Here is a 17251-nt window from a genome sequence, read left to right on the forward strand (position 1 = left end):
ATGCTTTATGCTAAAATATTAAGTAAACCTATTCGGTTCTTCTACTCCGAAAAGGGGATTACGAATAAATGATAAATTAGTAAAAATAACCTGAAAGAGTATGATATATTCCTTAAACTATCTCTAAAATTGTTTATTACTGTTATCTAACAAAAAAGTGGAGCAATTTGCTTCATCAGGCCTAAGAATTAAATTGCGCCCTAACTTTAAAAGCAGGCAGCAGTGCAAAAGCAGCAGGTAAAGCAAAAGCCTGGGCAAGAAAGGGAACTATGGAGCAAACAAACAAGATGAAGTATCTGGTGGTAATAGCAGGGCCGACTGCTGTTGGAAAGACAGACCTGTGTGTGCAGCTGGCAAAGCACTATCATGCTGAGATAATTTCAGCAGATTCCAGGCAGTTTTATAAAGAGATGCAGATCGGAACAGCAAAGCCAACGGCAGAAGAGCAGCAGGGGGTTGTACATCATTTTGTAGACTCCCATCATATAATGGAAGAATATAATGCCGGGGCTTTTGAGCAAGATGTGCTGCAACTGCTGCAAGAGCTGTTTACCCGAAAGGATGTTGTTTTACTTACGGGCGGCTCCGGTTTATATATTCGTGCTGTGTGCGAAGGCATGGACGAAATGCCTGAAACAGATGCCCAGGTTAGAGAACAGCTTACGCAAAGGCTGGAGCAAGATGGGCTGGCGCCGCTTCTGGATCAGTTGCAGCAGCTCGATCCGGTGTATTATGAACAGGTAGATAAAGCCAATCCGCAACGGGTTGTAAGGGCTTTGGAGGTGTGTGTATCCAGCGGGCAGCCCTATTCATCTTTCCGAAAAAGCAAAAAGCAGCAACGGCCTTTCCAAGTTATCAAGATTGGGTTAAACCGGGAGAGAGCTGAGCTATACGGGCGCATCGATAAACGAATGGACCTGATGCTATCGCGGGGGCTGCTGGAAGAGGCAAAGCAGCTGTATCCGTACCGGGCTCATAATGCCTTGCAAACTGTCGGATACAAAGAAATTTTCGATTACCTGGAGAATGCCTATGAATGGGAGGAAGCTGTGCGGTTACTGAAACGCAACAGCCGCAGGTATGCCAAAAGGCAACTAACCTGGTTTAACAAACATACAGATTATACCTGGTTTCACCCGGAGCAATGGGACGAGATAGTAGCTTTTATAGATGAGCAGATAAAAAAATGAGCTAGCAAGGATATCAGATATGCCTTACTAGCTCACTGGTGAGGTATAACTGGTTAAACCGAAAGAATGTCTACCATCCTGGTGTAGTTCGGATTGATCATTTTCTTTTTGGTAATGGTATCTATAAACGGTGTAAATACAAGTTCAGAGTTTACGATACCAGCCATTTCGTTTGTGCGGCCCGCCATTAATCCTTCCACACAGGCAATGCCTAACTGGCTGGCCAACATACGGTCAGAGGCTGTTGGCTTGCCTCCGCGTTGTACGTGCCCAAGAATAGTTACCCGGCTGTCCAGGTGTGGTAAAACTTCTGATACCTGGCGTGCTATAACTGTAGAGTTACCTTCTTTTTCACCTTCAGCAATTACAATCACAAATGAAGTTTTGTTCTTGTTGCGGCCCTGGGTGAGGCTGGCTGTTACGGCCTCGATAGAAGTAAGGGCTTCCGGTATCATAACAATTTCAGCGCCACCGCCAATTGCACAAGGTATAGCTATATAGCCTGAGTCGCGGCCCATTACCTCTACAAAAAACAAGCGCTCATGGCTGTCTGCTGTGTCCCGTATTTTGTCAATCGCGTCCAGGGCTGTGTTTACTGCTGTATCGTAGCCAATGGTATAGTCGGTTCCGTACAGGTCGTTATCAATAGTGCCCGGAGCACCTAAGGTAGGAATTCCGTATTCTTCGTAAAAAATGCTGGCACCTGTAAAAGTACCATTACCGCCAATGGCAACCAGGCCTTCTATACCATGTTTTTGTAACTGTTCATAGGCCTGTTTGCGACCTTCTTTGGTCATAAACTCTTTGCTTCTGGCAGACTTAAGTATAGTGCCGCCTTTCTGGATGATGTTACTAACAGAGGTTGACTGCATCTGGAAAATTTCTCCGTTTATCATACCGTTGTATCCGCGCTGTATTCCGTAAATCTCCAGCCCATGGTATATGGAGGCACGGACAACCGCTCTGATACATGCATTCATACCCGGAGCGTCGCCTCCTGAAGTAAATACACCTATTTTTTTCATGAGTAGAGTCTGATTTGTTTTCCTGGTTTTACCCGGCTGGCATGCCGGTAAATCCATTACTGATTATTAAAAGTTGTTATTAAATCTGTTATAAAATGTTAATGTGGATTTTTTGAAATTTTTTCAAAAAATTTCCATAAAGAATATTCCTTTATATAGGAAAAGCCGTATTAACACATCAAAATTACACTTTAGTTTTCGTATATGGTAAATAAAATTGTACTTTATACTATCTGTGTTATTTGCTAAAGCTAAAATCTACTTTATGCGTATATACTATTACTTCTAAAGGCGAAATAATAAATTATAGTAAACAGAGGCAATGTATGTTTGGTTTTTTTGAAAGCGAAGAAACAAAAAAGGTGAAGAGCCACATTACTAACCTGGGCGCACTTGCCAAAGCAGATGGGCATGTAGACCCGAACGAGATCAGCTTCATTATCTCGATCGGGCAGAAACACGGTATGAGCGAAAGCGAAGTACGTGCTTTACTTTCAGATTCCACGCATGTTAATCCCCAGGTACCTTCCAACGATTTAGAGCGTTTCGATCAGATATACGATCTGGTGGAAATGATGCTGGCAGACGGTATTGTTGACGAAAGTGAAATGAAGTTTTGTATTCACATGGCCTCCCGGCTTGGCTATAGTAAAAGTATAGTAGGAGTGCTGGTGAATAAGATATCAATGGGTGTAAAAGATGGCTATACCCGTGAATTTATCAGGCAGGAAGCACAATCAATATTTAACAATTAATTTTTTTTCTGAATGAGGCAGGTACGGCTTTATAGCAGCTTGATCTTTGTTGTGTACACCAGTGTGCTCTTAGCCATGGGATTATACCTGTTGCTGCACCAGGAGCCTGTTTTGCATCGCCTCACCTTCCAGTTGCCAGGTGTTTTTATAGCCCGCTTTATCGTGTTCTGGATTCTGAGCTTTATGCTTACGCTTATTTTCTTTATTTTTAATCTGAAGCTAAATTTTCTTCGCCTGCACATGGCAGACCGTTATTATTCGGTAAAAATATGCAAACTGGTACTTGGTACAGGAGTAACCGGTTTCGTTGTGCTTGCTTTGGCCTACATGGCTTTTTACATGCTTTAGCCTTCCCTAATTAGAAGAGTTGTACCTGATAAACCTGCCGTTTTCCAGAACGTAGATTTCTGCATTGTTATTCAGAGCTACAGTAACGGCATCATAAGGTGTGGTAATTTCCTGGTTATTTTGCTGGTTCCGGATTTCCTGTCCAGCTTCTGTCAGGTAGAGATAGTAAGGAGTTTTCAGATTTCCCCTGTCGTTAAAAAGAATATCTTTCTTCAGTTCCTGTACCTGCCAGCTATCGGCGCTTTGCAGGAAAGCCAACATAACTACATGTTCATCCTGCTGTATCTGCACGGCATAATCCTGCTGTCCGTCTCCGTTAAAGTCTCCGCTCACCGAGTAAGGGCCTTGCTCGTGGCTACGGGAATTTTTTTCTACGCCCTCTGCCAGTGCAGGTTGTTTCCAGCCACTGTAGTGCTTTTCGAGCAGCTGCAGAACGGGTTGCGGAAGCGGCAGCGGGTCCAAATCTTCTTCTGTGCCTGGTCTTGCCACAATATCCCTGCGGGTGTTGGTTGCTGAGTCAGCTACCTCGTCTAGCTGGTCGGTATTCATGTTCTCCGCTGTTGCTTCATCATTTTTCGGGGAGCAATTCAACAATAGCAGCAGTAGCGATAAAGAACTATAATATAGTAGTTTCATAAGTTGTTTCCAGATTTTAAACTATAGTACGAGTAGTTAGGCAGGTGCAGTTACAGAGCGTTGGGCTAGCACGCTTAATTGATGTAATTCTTTGGAGAAGAAAATATCAGGTATAACTATTGTCACTAATTTATAGCTGGCAGGTAACTTGCGTATGAGGCTCGTATGAGGCAATGGTTTTACTTGTTTTTATGGAACTCAGACTATAGCGGACCGACTGCCGTAGTTACCTCTACCAAAAATCGCTTGTTCTTCAGCTTTTGCACCCGGTTCAGAACTACAAAATTGCGTATGGCATCATGCCCAAAGTCAATTTCCTCTCCAAAAGCAGGAGTGTTGGTATCAGAACTATGCTGGCGAAGTGCTGTAATGCTGTTCATTAATATATCAGACGAGCTTTGCTGCCTCAGCATAGCCTCGCTTGCTTCTTCGAGCAGGTTGGCCGCTTTTTCATACCAGTAATTCGTGTCCGAGGAACTTCCCTGGAAACGGGATGTCTCAAACAGGTAAGTCAGAAGAAAGTATTCGCACCCCCAGTGTTTGATGGTAAGTTTGTCTTCTGTTCGGAACACTACTGTTTCTATGGCCGCCGTGCTATCCTTGTTAATGCTAAAGGTGGCATCAGGGTGCAATACCTTATCTATGGTTGGAACAGGAAAACCTCTGACGCAATCGCTAAAGTTATTTTGTATGGAGCCTGAATCGGTGGAGGTGTCGCCGGAAGCAATAGAATAATCAGGTGAAATGGGCGGGTTTACTGCAACACTGTCAGAAAGTTCTCCCTGCTGGTTTCCTTCTGAAGTACGATTACAGCTTGAGGTACAGCAAAGGCCAGCCAGGAACAGCCACAGGAATGCCAGCCTTTTTACTTTACTTACAAAGCAGAATCTTATTTTGGAAAGGCGGACTTTCATTATCTTAAATTTCAGGTATAGAAATGAAGACTAATTTATACTCTTAAACAACTGTTAAGTTGTTATGTAAACAATTTATAGCCGGTGTGTGAATTAGATTGGCTATTTTGCCGATGGTTTAAGCTGGTAGCAGGTCGCAAAACCAAAAGCCGGTATCATAATCAGGAGCTTTGTCTTTATCGTAGCAACTGTCATCTGCATTGGCTGGAGGGCCATAGGTTTTGCGTACCCGTTCTCCCAACTGAAATGCAACGGGTTCTTTAAAAATAGGGCCATCGAAAACGAAGGTATGAAACTCACCGTTCTCTCCACAGGGATCTACTCCAGCCGGTAAATCCTGCAGAAACTTTTCGTCCAGCATTCTGCCTGCAAAAGATCCGTCGAGTAAACGTTCGTTTACGCAAACTACTACTGCTTTAAAGCCTGTTGAAATAAAATCGTGAACTAATGTAGCAGTAGGAATTCCCCAGAGCGGGAAGTGAGCCTTTATTCCCACCTTTGCCAGCTGATTCTCCCGGTACTGCCGCAGGTCTTCCAGGTTAATATCGCCAAAAATAGCATGGGTAATACCTCGCTTCTGAAATGGTAGCCAGGCTTCCTGCATCAACTGATTGTAACCTTCCATTCCTACTCCTTCCGGCAGACTGACTTTAGTTAATGGTATGTCGATACTGGCTGCTTGCCGAACTAGTAGCTCCTGCCGCACACCATGCATGGTAACCCGATTGGTAGAGCCACTAAAGGTAGTAAGTAAAGCCTCTACCTGGCATGATTTGTCCTGCAGGACATGGTGCAGGCACAGGGCTGAATCTTTGCCCCCGCTCCAGTTAAAAATGCTGCGCAATGTGTATAGTCTTTAATGTGAATGGCAAATGTAGGGCATACATTTCAGAATCTGAAGCGAAGTAAGGCGTTCTATGGTTCAATGCTCGTAGCGGAGCCAGGACCTTTACCAATTTTTGTGGTTTTCGTAAAATAGGAGAGGCCTTTACACATAGGCTTGTATGAATGATTACGTTAAAGAACAGAGGTATGTCACAAGGAGATAAATCAGCTTATACTGATAAGCAAAAGAGAAAAGCACAACACATAGAAGATAGCTATGAAGATAGAGGCGTAAGCCACAAGGAAGCAGAGAAAAGAGCCTGGGCTACTGTAAACAAGCAGGATGGCGGCGGGAAGAAGAGCGGTTCCGGGCGCGGTAAAAGCTGAGGTCCCATAATAAATCTGAAAGCCTGAAGGCATTATGCCTTCAGGCTTTCAGATTTATTATGGGTAATTATTGGTGTGTACGGTCGGATCGTCGAAATCGGGATCTATTGTGGGAGGTATTCCCTCTGCCACCCGGTTATGTGAGAAGGTGGTTCTCTTGTTGTTCATGTGCTGCCGTTTGGCTCTTTTGTTCCTGGAAAGCACTGCATACGCGGTTCCGGCTATAGCAATAGCGCCGGCAGCAAGCAGAACAGTGGTGACAGGGGAGCTTACGGGGGGTGGAACAGAGATAACTCCCTGTTCATCGGTAATGGCTGGCTCGTTGGTATAACGTCCTTTAGATGGTACTGCCACTGCCCAGAAATCCTGCACCAGCTGGTCTAGCTGCGTTCTTAGTTCTGCTCCTCTCATTGGCAAACCATGCCCAGTGGCAGCTACATCAATTTGCAGGCTGGCCAGGTTCCGCACAGAATGGTGCGCCGATACCCAATCAGATGTATAGTACATAGGCGGGCCATGCACTTCCCGTTTCTGCATCATAACAGCTATAGCCGATTCTCCATGTCGGGTTACAAATGCATCACCTGCAATCAACACTTTATCGCTTTCCCTGTAAAACGAAACGTGACCGGCGGTATGGCCTGGGGTGTGTATCCACTGCCAATCCGGAAGTACTGGTACAGAACCATCTTCCGGAAGCAATTCTACATGGTTAATAATATTGATTGGCTTCTTAGGATAGAGGAAAGACATATAGGCCATCCCGCCACCTCCTACACTTGGGTCTGGTGGTGGATAACTGGATTGACCTGTTAAATAAGGCATCTCCAGAGGGTGGGCATAAACAGGAACTTCCCATTCTTCTGCCAGTTCTTTTACCGCCCCGATATGATCGAAATGGCCGTGTGTTAATAAAATAGCTTTTGGGCGGCTGTTTTTACCAAAAACTTCTGCAACAGCTTTCTTTATTTTACTATAGGCACCGTAAACGCCTGCGTCAATCAGTACCCATGAGCCGGCGGGGTCGCCAACCAGGTAAAGATTAACCAAAACAGTTTTTACGCCCCAAACACCCGGTGCTACAGCAAATGTATGTTTCGCTTTTGTATTGTTGTTAATTGTTTCCTCCATAAATATTTTTCATTCATGTTACAGTTTCCCTGATACCCGTCTGATTTCTAGCTTACGAGCTAATTTGGAAAGTGGCTACAGCGAATAGTAGATTCTTCTCTAAGCCCGTGGGCTATAGTGCAGGCATGGGCTTTAGCAGGAATATGGATAATCTTGCTGTCTGATTGAATCTCACAAGGAAGGTTTGCAAAAAAAGCACCCAATTTATTTCCTGGTTTAGAGGAATTTTTTATATTTAAAAAAAGTTAAATAGATATGGTAAACTTATTTGTACCCCCAAGCTATATGGCTGTTTACGCGAAATGCGTAGATGCCTCCATGCCGGCATTCGAGCCAGAAGAATGGATACAGGAAGGTAAGATATACCCGGTGAAACACTTCACAGAGCCTATGAACCAGGGTGATGGGTTTGCTATTACCATTATGGATGAAGATGGAGTGGAGATACATCCTTCTTCTTCACACTGGAGCTTTGCCTCACATCGTTTTGAGCTGTATACTTTACACCTGAACTAAACCTTCGATGTCATAATTTTCGTTAAACCCTTAAAGGCTGCTGCGGCAGCCTTTTTTAATGCAGCATACGTTTAAAATAAGTTTTGGGAAATGATTAGTGCTGAGGAGTTTAATAATTTGCCACCACATGTACAGGCCCAACTGGCCCTGGAAAAAGGACATTACCTGCACCATCGCATCAAAGGCTGGTGCAAAATAGATTTATACTGGCTTTTCGATTTTTATGTAGAGCTCTGGTTCCTGTACGATTTAAAAACAATCGGCCTTGTGCGGGCCCTCACCAACAATGCTTCGCTGGAGCCATACCTCGAAACCATCAAACTGAAGGTAAAAACCTAACCTTGCAGCAGAAGCAGGTAGAGATTATGCAAAGTAACATCAACGCATAAGTATGCCTTCATTTCCGGCTGTTTTTGTTATTTTTGAGCAAAACAGCACAACATGAGCAGAAATTTACTTTTAATAAGCACCTCTACAACACACGGAACGGGCTACCTCGAGCATTGCGAAGATGAAATCCGGCTATTGCTGGAAGAAAAGAGGAGCATATTGTTTATACCTTATGCAAGGCCGGGAGGTATTTCGCATGCCAATTATACTTTAAAGGCAAAAGAAGCCTTTGCCCGGATGGACATCAGCTTAACCGGCATACATGAAGCTAAAGACCCGGTTAAGGCGGTAAATGAAGCAGAAGCGGTTTTTATAGGTGGCGGAAACACTTTTTTGTTGCTGAAACAATTATACCAGCAGCAGCTTGTAAAGCCCTTGCTGGAGAGGGTGCAGAAGGGGATGCCTTACGTAGGAACAAGCGCAGGAACCAACGTAGCAGGCAAATCCATTGGTACAACAAATGATATGCCTATTGTTTTCCCAAAAACTTTCAAAGCTCTGCAACTGGTGCCTTTTAATATTAACCCTCACTACCAGGACCCCATCGAACATTCCACACATATGGGAGAGACACGCGAAATGCGTATTTTTGAGTTTCATGTGCACAATTCCCAGCCTGTTGTCGGCTTGCGTGAAGGAAGCATGCTGCACGTTAAAGGAGATCGTGTTACGCTTAAAGGAGACCTGCCTGCGCGTATTTTCCTGCAGGGCCAGAAGCCAATGGAGTTTAAACCATCTGATGATATCAATTTTATCATGGAGGCTGTTTAAGACTTTCTTGAAGGAAGATTTATATCTTTTCAACTAAAAAAGGCACTGCTTACGCAGTGCCTTTTTTAGTTGGCCTCGGCCAGAACTATTGGCTTTGCCTGTTATCCAGCTTCTGAAGCAGGAGTTTTGTGAATTCATGTTCTCCGCGGTAAAGAAGCACCATTTGTTTGGCCGACAGCACCCGTTGGAATTTGGCAGCATACTCCTGCTCCAGGTTCAACTCTTTCTGCCTGCGGTCAAACATATTGTCAACCATAGCCCGGAGGTCCTGGTCGCTGAGATTTTCCAGGTCTTTGCCTTTGTTTAAGCGGGCATATACTATTTCTCTGCGCTTTCCTTCATATTCTTTGTAGAGCGGCCAAAACTTCTGTGCCTGATCCGGTGTAAGGGCAAGTTTGTCAGTTAAAAAAGCAACTTTAGCACTTTCTATTTTCTCACGGTTACTTTGGGCATGGGTGGTGATGCCAACCAACATAAACAGGACAAATAGCAGTGCAGTATAAATACTGTTTTTCATGGATAATTAATAAGTAAATTCGTTTAGCTGGTAATACTCTAATTCTCTTTCTGCCGAAGCAGAACTGATATTAAGAAAATCAGGTGCTAGGTTTTGATCGGCTATAGCTAAATCTGCAAAATCAGCTGTCTCTAAAAGAACATCGTTGTTGAGGTACTCTACTATTTCTTTATCAGCTATATCTGATAAATCGTGTGGCGCCGTTCTTTCCGGAGCCTGGGTATTAAATACAAATACAGCCACAAAAATCAAAAGCAGCATAAGCGGCGCAACGGCGTAACGCATGGGCTGCCAGAACCCACTAAGCCAGCTTTGCTGTGGCGCGGTAGCACCAGCCGTTCTCTCCATAACACGCATTGGCAGGCGATCGAAATATTTTTCCGGCACCTGGTAAACGTTGTGCTTTGGGAGATCACTTAATCTAAAATCTTTATTCAATTCCTTCATAATCTTACCTATTAGATACAGATCTTTAGCTAAAGTTTAATGCAGCTTTATAAATTCTTCTATTTTTTTTACAGCATGATGGTAAGAAGCTTTCAGCGCTCCAACAGATGTGCCTAAAATCTCAGAAATCTCTTCGTATTTCAGGTCGTCGTAGTACCGCATGTTAAAAACAAGCCTCTGCTTGTCAGGAAGCTTTAGCAGCGCCTTTTGCAGTTTTAGCTGTACCTCATCACCGCTGATATGAGGGGAGGAATCCAGCTTTTCGGTAAGTTCGGCCGCAACATCATGAAGTGGTAAAAAGAATTTCCTTCTTTTGCTGGAAAGGAAGGTAAGGCATTCATTGGTGGCGATACGGTAAATCCAGGTATAAAGCTGTGCATCCTGCCTGAAATTTTCCAGCCCTTTCCACACCTTTAGAAAAACCTCCTGTGTCAGGTCGTCTGCATCATCATGGTCTACCACCATTTTGCGGATATGCCAGTAAATTTTCTGCTGATACTTCCTGATGAGCTGGTTAAAAGCCAGGTGGCGGCTTTCAGGTTGGGCAAATTTCTCTAACAGCTCTTTGTCTTCCACAAGTCAGGTAAAAGTAATTTCAGGAAGTAGGAATTAAGTTGAATCTGAATTCAAATAAACAAAAAAGAGAGGGAGTCCCAAAGAAGAACCGCCTCTCTTTTGATAAGAAATATGTTACAGGCCGAATTTTTTGTAAAAGCTACTTTCTGGCTATTACACGTTCTACTGCATCTACTATGTTGTGCTCGTTCAGGCCGTATTTATCCATTAGTTCCTCTGGTGTACCACTTTCTCCGAAAGAGTCGTTAACGGCAACCATTTCGAGAGGCAATGGCATTTTACGGGCCAAAAGTTGCGCCACGCTGTCTCCCAGGCCACCATTCATCTGGTGCTCCTCTGCTGTAACCACACACTTGGTTTTGGCTACAGAGGTCAGGATGGCTTCTTCATCCAGAGGCTTGATAGTGTGGATATTGATAATTTCGGCATTGATTCCTTTTTCAGCCAGTAAATGGCCTGCCAGGATTGCTTTCCAGACAAGGTGGCCGGTTGCAAAAATACTTACATCTGTACCTTCGTTCAGCATGACAGCTTTCCCAATTTCGAACTTCTGATCGGCAGGAGTAAAGTTTGGAATTACCGGGCGGCCAAAGCGCAGGTAAACAGGGCCTTCGTAATCGGCTATAGCAATGGTGGCAGCCTTTGTCTGGTTATAGTCGCAAGGGTTAATAACCGTCATGTGAGGCAGCATTTTCATCATACCCACATCTTCCAGTATCTGGTGGGTGGCACCGTCTTCTCCTAGTGTAAGACCGGCGTGTGAAGCGCATATCTTCACGTTTTTGCCCGAATAAGCGATAGACTGGCGGATCTGGTCGTAAACACGGCCAGTGGAGAAGTTGGCGAAAGTACCTGTAAAAGGTATTTTGCCTCCTATTGTTAAACCAGCTGCAATGCCCATCATGTTTGCCTCGGCAATACCAATCTGGAAAAAACGGTCTGGGTTTTCTTTGATAAAGTCACCCATTTTAAGAGAGCCTACCAGGTCGGCGCATAGGGCTACTACATTCGGGTTAGTGCGGCCAAGCTCTAATAAGCCAGCGCCAAAGCCTGAGCGTGTGTCTTTTTTTTCTGTGTAAGTGTACTCTTTCATTATCTGTTGAATATTTTAACGGTTGTAGTTGCCCCAGACCTAATTGTAAAATCCTGAACGTCGGTAAACTTACTCGACTGGGCTGATTTCATTCTGTAAACTAAGCGGTAATTGCCGGGCTGCATAGCCAGAATTACCCTGCTGTTTTGTTCCGAAAGGTTGTACACCCATTGCTGGGTACCATCGTCGGCTAATGTGTAAATACTTCCGTAACCTTGCAGTTCTGAAGGAATGTTCAGTTGGCCTGGCGCAGGAAAGTTAATTGTTTGCAACTGCCCCTGCTTTACTTCCACATCTTTTAAATAGATGCGTGGTAGTGTGAGCAGTTCCAGGTCGTATACACCCGCCAGGTATTTGTGCCTTGTGCCAAATTGCTGAACATGCAAGGTCTGGTTTGTTCCCGTTTTCTTTACGATAGCTTCTAGCTGGCCGTAAGGGGAGGGGCCATCCTGGCGAAGGTTCAGTTCGCCTTGCGGTGCCTTTACTTTTATAATGTTATGCTGCCCCGGCACAATAGGTACATTTTGCTGTACCACTGCCGGAACCGTGTTTACGATTAAGCTGTAAGGTTGCAGCGCATCTATGGCCAGTACGTCAGGCTTTCTGCTGCCATCCATGTAGTGCACAAAGTTGTACTCTGTAGTACCTGTTAAAGCGTTTACAAAGGTCATGTTCACGTTCGTCTCAACAGGCCTGTTTTGCTCGTCTAGCAGCTCTACACTTACAGTAGTTTCACTTAGCGTTTGGGTAACTATTTGGGCCAGCACCTGCTGGAATGTTTCCACATTAGCCGCATTAAAATACTGACCGATACAGCTTAACTGAGGCGCGAACTGTTCCTCTATGCCAATCCCTATAATAAAAGGCCTTAGAAAAATACGTTTCTTCTGCAGCGCTATAGAGGTGGCACAGGGGTCGCCTCCGCAGGATTCCAGGCCGTCTGTAATCAGGATTAATACATTCCTGGATCTGGGATCGTTCGGAAAATCATTGGCCGATTGCTCCAGCGAAAATGTGATGGGGGTATTGCCCCTGGGTATGATCTGCTGTAACTTCTTTTTAATGGTTGCAGCATTCTTACCGGCAAATGGCACCTCCAGCTTTGTATCTTTGCAATCGTTGCGTTCGCGCCCAAACTGATGTCCGTATACCCTGAGTGCTACCTCCACATGCTCGTGTTGCTCCAGTGAATCCACCAGGTTGGCCAGCATGTTTTTGGCAATCTGCATCCGGTCGCTGTTTTCCCATTTGGCCAGCATACTGCCGGAAGCATCCAGTAAAAAGAGGATACGGGTAGTCGGCACCGGCTTTTTCTCCTGGGCATAAAGCCTCCCGCCTGCTGTAAAAAGCAGCAAGCTAAAAAGCAGGAAAGAGAGTTTATGCCAGTTTGCCACAGCTTATCAATTGAACCAGGTAAACCAAGTGCTTTCTGTTTAACGGCAGAAAACGGTTAAATACGTACTAGTAGTCGGCCGCCTCGTTTACAGCTAATTGCTGCAGTGCTTTGTTCAGCTGCTCATCGTTCGGAGCTACGCCATGCCATTTGTGCGACCCCATCATAAAGTCTACACCAAAGCCCATTTGGGTATCCATCAGGATCATCACGGGTTTTCCTTTACCGGTTGCTGCTTTTGCTTCGTCCAGTGCTGGTAATAGGGTTTCAAAGCTGTTTCCATCTGCTTCCAAAACATGCCATCCAAAAGCTTCGAACTTGGCACGCAAATCACCCAACGAAAGCACCTCTTCAGTGGAGCCGTCGATTTGCTGGCCGTTTCTGTCTACGGTGGCAATCAGGTTGTCTACTTTGTTATGAGGAGCATACATGGCGGCTTCCCATATCTGGCCTTCTTCTAACTCACCGTCGCCCATCAGCACGTATACCAGGCTGTTGTCTTTGTTGAGTTTTTTAGCCTGAGCAGCACCAATGGCAACAGATAATCCCTGTCCAAGTGAGCCCGATGCTACCCGAATGCCTGGCAGACCTTCTTCTGTGGCAGGGTGACCCTGTAGCCTGGAGTTCAGCTTACGGAATGTAGCCAGCTCTTTTACCTCAAAGAAGCCTGCGCGCGCCAGCGTGCTATACCATACCGGGGAGATGTGGCCGTTCGACAGGAAGAATAAGTCTTCGCCGGTACCATCCATTTTAAAATCTGTGCTGTAGTTCATAACGCGGAAGTAAAGCGAAACGAAATAATCTGTACAGCCCAAAGAGCCTCCCGGATGCCCTGAATTTACAGCGTGGACCATACGCACAATGTCGCGGCGTACCTGTGCGGCTACCTGCTTTAGTTCGTCAATGCTCTTGTTGTGTGGATTCACAGTTTTGATAAGTTTGAATGAATAAATATGACTAAATGTAAGAATTTAAACTTAATAAATATTAAGTGTTAAAGTTACATTTTTAAATTATTTGTTTTGCGTGATCAGCAGTTTTTACTTTTGTAATGATATTTCGGATAATTCCTTCTTCGTCAATTACAAAGGTATAGCGCATAGTGCCCATGTATTTGCGGCCATACATCGATTTTTCCTGCCACACACCATATTGTTCTACAATCTTTTTATCGGTGTCTGCTATAAGTGAGAAAGGCAGTTCAAACTTCGTGATAAAGTTCTGGTGCGATTTTTCACTATCCACACTTACTCCCAGAATTTCAAAGCCTGCCTGTTTAAGTTCCTGGTAATTGTCGCGCAGGTTGCATGCCTGCGCCGTGCAGCCGGGGGTATTATCTTTCGGGTAAAAGTAGAGCACTACTTTTTTGCCGCTAAAGTCGCTTAGTTTTACTGTGTTTCCGTTTTGATCTACGCCTTCGAAGGCCGGGGCTTTATCGCCTATTTGGAGTTCCATTATTAAATTGTTGTTTTGTAAATGGCTTCATTGCCAGCGTTATCTCTCACTTTCAGAACCACTTCCCCTGACAAAGGTATACTTTTATCTAACTTTTCAGAGTAAATGGTGGCTGTTTTATGTTCGTACTTCATCAGGAGCCACTGGCCGTTTATTTCTGCCCTGAAAGAGTTTATGCCGGACAAATCGTCTGATATCTTGAACCTGATCTGCACATTGCTTTTCCCCAGAAGCTTTATGGCAGGTGGTTTCACATCTTCCATAACTTTAAACTTACCCATGTTGCGGGTAGTAAAGGTAATGGAGTTGCCGTTCCAGGTTCCGCCTTCCAGGCCTCTGCTTCTGCCTGTCCCCAAAAAGTATACAGCAGCCTTTGTTTTGTCAGCGAATGGCTTTGGGGGTGTGATGGTAACCTTGATGGCTTGGTGCAAAGGTGTAAAGAAATCGCCAATCGTATACACATCTCCCTCCAGCCTCGTGTCGAGGTATAAGGTGTCGTAAAGCGATTTTTCTCCGAAAGCTATTTTTACAAATTTATTTTCGTAGTTCACTTCCTGTGCAGGAGGAATGATTTTCTGATTTACCAGGCTGGCTGAAATGCCGCAGAAACTGATCTGTTCGGGAATTCCCGCCCGCAGGTCATAGAGGCAAACAGAGGCAGAGTTTTTGGTATAGCTTGGCACCAGTTCCATGCGCTTATTCCCCCGGTACAATTCCACATTGCGCGGTGTGGCAGAAGTATCGGTGGCTACCACTTTTAAAATATTGCCTATAACTTCATAAACCAGTTCCGGCTGCTTTACATTTTTTGCCAGTGTTTTGCTAAAAGCCGGTTTCTGCCCTTTCAGAATAAAGCTTAAAGTGGTGGCGTTGTTGTAAGAGTCTTTAGCTACCAGACGGATTCTGTAAACCGAATCGGCCTGCACCGAAACTCTGCCGCCTCTCTCGTTGGCATTGTAAAGCGGCAGGTCGTTGCCATGGTCTACAAAGCTTTTCTGAAAGGTGCGGCCGAACATTTTATACATGTTGTAGTTAATGTGCTGCGATACTTGCCGTGAAAGCTCAAAAGGCACTTTGTTTATATAGTGGCTATACACCTGTTTATCGTTTACAAAAAGCGCTACTTCCTGGGTCCCATTCTTATTGGTAGCACCATCGAGCATATCGTTGGTTTGTATTTCTAACCCCAGTAAGCCATGAGCAAAAACGGTGTCTGGTAGTATATAGTCTGTACCGGTTTTCTTCGTGCGGAATTCTGCTCTGCCAAACTCCTGGTTTACCCTCCCATAAATATCGAGTGTTTGTATGCCCAGGCTATAGATTTCAGGTGGAGTTGTATCGATAATTTCTTTAAAGCCCCAGAGCAAAGGGTTGTAAAGCTTATCTTCTGTATCGCGTATTTCGAAGTGCAGGTGTGGTCCGCCGGAGCCGCCTGTATTTCCTGATAAGCCTATAATGTCACCTTTCTTTACCGGGAATTGTCCCTTCTCAGGAAACAGTTCCAACTCAAAGGTTTGCTTTTCATACTGCTTCTGGAGCATGTGATCTGCCAGAGGCTTGTAGTAGGAAAGCAGGTGCGCATAGGTAGTTACCAGGCCATTCGGATGGGTGATGTATATAATATTGCCATAGCCATAGGTCGATTGCTTTACCCGTGAAATATAGCCGTCAGCGGCGGCATACACCTCCAAGCCTTCGCGCTGGTCGGTTTTTATATCGAGGCCGCCATGAAAGTGGTTTGAGCGAATCTCACCCATCGTGCCCGATAAATAGTTTCGTTGCCCCGGCTTGATGGGAAATATAAAATAGCCTGGTTCAGGAGTAGGCTGTGCCGCTACACTCAAACCAGTAAAAAATAATACAGCAAGAAATGCCAGGTGCTTATTTAACTTCAAAATCCAACAGTTTTTTATCTTCAACATACCCTTCTAATCTGTCTCCTATTTTAACTGGCCCAACACCTGCTGGTGTGCCTGTAAAAACAATGTCTCCTGTTTTTAATGTAATAAAGCGCGATATGTAGGCAATAATGGCATCGAAGGTATTCAGCATCATTTTGGAATTGCCTTCCTGCTTTGTGCTTCCGTTTACATCCAGCCTGAAATTAATATTGTGCAGATCCGGGAAATCGGTTAGAGGTAAGAATTCTGAAACAGGAGCTGATCCGTTAAATCCTTTGGCTAGCGTCCAGGGCAACCCTTTCGCTTTTGCTTTTGATTGTAGGTCGCGGGCTGTAAAGTCGATGCCAAGGCCAATTGAGTCGTAATACTTGCTGGCAAACTTTGCATCGATGTTTTTGCCTTCTCTGCTGATGCGCAGGATCAGTTCTATCTCGTGGTGAATATCCTGGCTGTACTCAGGGTAATAGAAAGGTTCGTTGTTGCGAAGAATGGCGGTATCGGGTTTAAAAAAAATAACAGGCTCGTCGGGTACTTCGTTTTTAAGTTCGGCTATGTGTTCTGCGTAATTACGGCCAATGGCTAAAATTTTCATAAAGGGTTTCTTATATTCTATTTTCAAAAATAGGCTTTCTTATTATATCATGCGTGCATTAAACGAGAGAATTTACTAAATATTTAGCAGTGTTGAGTTTCATTTAATAGCCAAAGAGACAGGTAAGGCTGCCAGCTGGTTAGAAGTTTTTAAAGAAATGCACGTACATGGTAGCACCCTTTTTTCTAACCTTTTCAGCTGTGCCCATTCGAGCATAAGGAAAACATAGCCGTTTCTTCTAAAGAAAATTATGCCGCTCTGCAGGCAAGCCGGAGCAACAATAAAGGTGCAGGTACTCTAAAACAAATTGTATCGTGTAAAACGTATACTTGAGCAGAACGATAGTACTTTTGCTTTGGTAAGCCTCCGGAAACGCTTTTCAAGGTATT

General features: G+C 44.5%; 21 protein-coding genes. 7 read left to right on the top strand and 14 right to left on the bottom strand.

Features of this window, described 5'->3' with window-relative positions; genetic code table 11:
* Nucleotides 1-269: 269 nt before the first annotated feature.
* Entirely contained in the window at nt 270-1190 is a 921-nt protein-coding gene (miaA, locus tag C1N53_RS01645) for a tRNA (adenosine(37)-N6)-dimethylallyltransferase MiaA (protein WP_137757669.1), read from the top strand.
* A gap of 53 nt (nt 1191-1243) precedes the next feature.
* Here the strand turns inward: miaA and pfkA are convergent, their stop codons facing one another.
* Nucleotides 1244-2215: a 6-phosphofructokinase gene (pfkA, locus tag C1N53_RS01650; protein ID WP_137757670.1), complete on the bottom strand. Its 972-nt coding sequence runs from the start codon at nt 2213-2215 to the stop codon at nt 1244-1246.
* A 326-nt stretch (nt 2216-2541) separates the two neighbouring features.
* Here pfkA and C1N53_RS01655 point away from each other — a divergent pair, with 326 nt between their 5' ends.
* Together C1N53_RS01655 and C1N53_RS01660 are read left to right on the top strand one after the other, a co-directional pair.
* Complete coding sequence (locus C1N53_RS01655; protein ID WP_137757671.1) at nt 2542-2970, top strand: TerB family tellurite resistance protein; 429 nt, start codon at nt 2542-2544, stop codon at nt 2968-2970.
* 75 nt (nt 2971-3045) lie between these two features.
* Nucleotides 3046-3318 (top strand): hypothetical protein, encoded by a 273-nt coding sequence (locus C1N53_RS01660; RefSeq protein ID WP_137757672.1) that lies wholly within the window; start codon nt 3046-3048, stop codon nt 3316-3318.
* A 6-nt stretch (nt 3319-3324) separates the two neighbouring features.
* On the opposite strand, the gene C1N53_RS01665 is transcribed toward C1N53_RS01660, so the two are convergent.
* The 3 genes from C1N53_RS01665 to C1N53_RS01675 all read right to left on the bottom strand — a co-directional run bounded on the left by C1N53_RS01665 (nt 3325) and on the right by C1N53_RS01675 (nt 5712).
* Nucleotides 3325-3954, bottom strand: coding sequence for a hypothetical protein (locus C1N53_RS01665; RefSeq protein ID WP_137757673.1), 630 nt, complete (start codon nt 3952-3954; stop codon nt 3325-3327).
* A 203-nt stretch (nt 3955-4157) separates the two neighbouring features.
* Nucleotides 4158-4868: a hypothetical protein gene (locus C1N53_RS01670; protein WP_137757674.1), complete on the bottom strand. Its 711-nt coding sequence runs from the start codon at nt 4866-4868 to the stop codon at nt 4158-4160.
* 118 nt (nt 4869-4986) lie between these two features.
* The gene (locus tag C1N53_RS01675; protein WP_137757675.1) at nt 4987-5712 is read right to left on the bottom strand and encodes a diphthine--ammonia ligase; all 726 of its coding nucleotides are present in this window, start codon (nt 5710-5712) and stop codon (nt 4987-4989) included.
* Between the two features lie 188 nt (nt 5713-5900).
* Here C1N53_RS01675 and C1N53_RS01680 point away from each other — a divergent pair, with 188 nt between their 5' ends.
* Complete coding sequence (locus tag C1N53_RS01680; protein ID WP_137757676.1) at nt 5901-6080, top strand: hypothetical protein; 180 nt, start codon at nt 5901-5903, stop codon at nt 6078-6080.
* A gap of 57 nt (nt 6081-6137) precedes the next feature.
* Here the strand turns inward: C1N53_RS01680 and C1N53_RS01685 are convergent, their stop codons facing one another.
* Nucleotides 6138-7211 (bottom strand): MBL fold metallo-hydrolase, encoded by a 1074-nt coding sequence (locus tag C1N53_RS01685; RefSeq protein WP_137757677.1) that lies wholly within the window; start codon nt 7209-7211, stop codon nt 6138-6140.
* Between the two features lie 255 nt (nt 7212-7466).
* On the opposite strand from C1N53_RS01685, the gene C1N53_RS01690 reads away from it, so the two are divergent.
* From C1N53_RS01690 to pepE, 3 genes are all read left to right on the top strand, one after another.
* Nucleotides 7467-7727, top strand: a complete 261-nt coding sequence (locus C1N53_RS01690; protein WP_137757678.1) for a hypothetical protein — start codon at nt 7467-7469, stop codon at nt 7725-7727.
* Nucleotides 7728-7817: 90 nt separating this feature from the next.
* Nucleotides 7818-8066, top strand: a complete 249-nt coding sequence (locus tag C1N53_RS01695; protein ID WP_137757679.1) for a hypothetical protein — start codon at nt 7818-7820, stop codon at nt 8064-8066.
* A 102-nt stretch (nt 8067-8168) separates the two neighbouring features.
* On the top strand, nt 8169-8888 hold the full coding sequence (gene pepE / locus C1N53_RS01700; protein ID WP_137757680.1) for a dipeptidase PepE: 720 nt from the start codon (nt 8169-8171) through the stop codon (nt 8886-8888).
* 85 nt (nt 8889-8973) lie between these two features.
* Here pepE and C1N53_RS01705 read toward each other — a convergent pair whose 3' ends face one another.
* From C1N53_RS01705 to C1N53_RS01745, 9 genes are all read right to left on the bottom strand, one after another.
* A complete protein-coding gene (locus C1N53_RS01705) occupies nt 8974-9405 on the bottom strand; it encodes a hypothetical protein (RefSeq protein WP_240773349.1) in 432 nt (143 codons plus the stop codon).
* 6 nt (nt 9406-9411) lie between these two features.
* On the bottom strand, nt 9412-9852 hold the full coding sequence (locus C1N53_RS01710; RefSeq protein WP_137757681.1) for a hypothetical protein: 441 nt from the start codon (nt 9850-9852) through the stop codon (nt 9412-9414).
* A 36-nt stretch (nt 9853-9888) separates the two neighbouring features.
* Nucleotides 9889-10428, bottom strand: coding sequence for an RNA polymerase sigma factor (locus C1N53_RS01715; protein ID WP_137757682.1), 540 nt, complete (start codon nt 10426-10428; stop codon nt 9889-9891).
* Nucleotides 10429-10567: 139 nt separating this feature from the next.
* Nucleotides 10568-11521, bottom strand: coding sequence for a transketolase family protein (locus C1N53_RS01720; protein ID WP_137757683.1), 954 nt, complete (start codon nt 11519-11521; stop codon nt 10568-10570).
* Nucleotides 11521-12915 carry a VWA domain-containing protein gene (locus C1N53_RS01725; RefSeq protein ID WP_240773350.1) on the bottom strand — a complete coding sequence of 465 codons (1395 nt, stop codon included), beginning with the start codon at nt 12913-12915 and terminating at the stop codon, nt 11521-11523. Before C1N53_RS01725 ends, C1N53_RS01720 begins: the two co-directional genes overlap by 1 nt.
* A 67-nt stretch (nt 12916-12982) precedes the next feature.
* A complete protein-coding gene (locus C1N53_RS01730) occupies nt 12983-13840 on the bottom strand; it encodes a transketolase (RefSeq protein ID WP_240773351.1) in 858 nt (285 codons plus the stop codon).
* Between the two features lie 82 nt (nt 13841-13922).
* A complete protein-coding gene (gene bcp / locus C1N53_RS01735; RefSeq protein ID WP_137757685.1) occupies nt 13923-14369 on the bottom strand; it encodes a thioredoxin-dependent thiol peroxidase in 447 nt (148 codons plus the stop codon).
* Nucleotides 14370-14371: 2 nt separating this feature from the next.
* Nucleotides 14372-16264 (bottom strand): M23 family metallopeptidase, encoded by a 1893-nt coding sequence (locus C1N53_RS01740; protein WP_240773352.1) that lies wholly within the window; start codon nt 16262-16264, stop codon nt 14372-14374.
* Nucleotides 16251-16862: a fumarylacetoacetate hydrolase family protein gene (locus tag C1N53_RS01745; protein WP_137757686.1), complete on the bottom strand. Its 612-nt coding sequence runs from the start codon at nt 16860-16862 to the stop codon at nt 16251-16253. The genes C1N53_RS01740 and C1N53_RS01745 overlap by 14 nt, the downstream gene beginning before the upstream one ends.
* Nucleotides 16863-17251 lie beyond the last annotated feature (389 nt).

Source organism: Pontibacter sp. SGAir0037 (assembly GCF_005491705.1).
In the GTDB taxonomy this organism is placed as follows: domain Bacteria; phylum Bacteroidota; class Bacteroidia; order Cytophagales; family Hymenobacteraceae; genus Pontibacter.

What these genes read in the sequence shown, in the direction of transcription:
- miaA (WP_137757669.1), top strand. Translation starts at nt 270, where the DNA reads ATGGAGCAAACAAACAAGATGAAGTATCTGGTGGTAATAGCAGGGCCG.
- C1N53_RS01685 (WP_137757677.1), bottom strand. Translation starts at nt 7,211, where the DNA reads ATGGAGGAAACAATTAACAACAATACAAAAGCGAAACATACATTTGCT.
- C1N53_RS01720 (WP_137757683.1), bottom strand. Translation starts at nt 11,521, where the DNA reads ATGAAAGAGTACACTTACACAGAAAAAAAAGACACACGCTCAGGCTTT.
- C1N53_RS01655 (WP_137757671.1), top strand. Translation starts at nt 2,542, where the DNA reads ATGTTTGGTTTTTTTGAAAGCGAAGAAACAAAAAAGGTGAAGAGCCAC.
- C1N53_RS01705 (WP_240773349.1), bottom strand. Translation starts at nt 9,405, where the DNA reads ATGAAAAACAGTATTTATACTGCACTGCTATTTGTCCTGTTTATGTTG.
- C1N53_RS01690 (WP_137757678.1), top strand. Translation starts at nt 7,467, where the DNA reads ATGGTAAACTTATTTGTACCCCCAAGCTATATGGCTGTTTACGCGAAA.
- C1N53_RS01745 (WP_137757686.1), bottom strand. Translation starts at nt 16,862, where the DNA reads ATGAAAATTTTAGCCATTGGCCGTAATTACGCAGAACACATAGCCGAA.
- pfkA (WP_137757670.1), bottom strand. Translation starts at nt 2,215, where the DNA reads ATGAAAAAAATAGGTGTATTTACTTCAGGAGGCGACGCTCCGGGTATG.
- C1N53_RS01665 (WP_137757673.1), bottom strand. Translation starts at nt 3,954, where the DNA reads ATGAAACTACTATATTATAGTTCTTTATCGCTACTGCTGCTATTGTTG.
- C1N53_RS01660 (WP_137757672.1), top strand. Translation starts at nt 3,046, where the DNA reads ATGGGATTATACCTGTTGCTGCACCAGGAGCCTGTTTTGCATCGCCTC.
- C1N53_RS01710 (WP_137757681.1), bottom strand. Translation starts at nt 9,852, where the DNA reads ATGAAGGAATTGAATAAAGATTTTAGATTAAGTGATCTCCCAAAGCAC.
- pepE (WP_137757680.1), top strand. Translation starts at nt 8,169, where the DNA reads ATGAGCAGAAATTTACTTTTAATAAGCACCTCTACAACACACGGAACG.
- C1N53_RS01670 (WP_137757674.1), bottom strand. Translation starts at nt 4,868, where the DNA reads ATGAAAGTCCGCCTTTCCAAAATAAGATTCTGCTTTGTAAGTAAAGTA.
- C1N53_RS01695 (WP_137757679.1), top strand. Translation starts at nt 7,818, where the DNA reads ATGATTAGTGCTGAGGAGTTTAATAATTTGCCACCACATGTACAGGCC.
- C1N53_RS01680 (WP_137757676.1), top strand. Translation starts at nt 5,901, where the DNA reads ATGTCACAAGGAGATAAATCAGCTTATACTGATAAGCAAAAGAGAAAA.
- bcp (WP_137757685.1), bottom strand. Translation starts at nt 14,369, where the DNA reads ATGGAACTCCAAATAGGCGATAAAGCCCCGGCCTTCGAAGGCGTAGAT.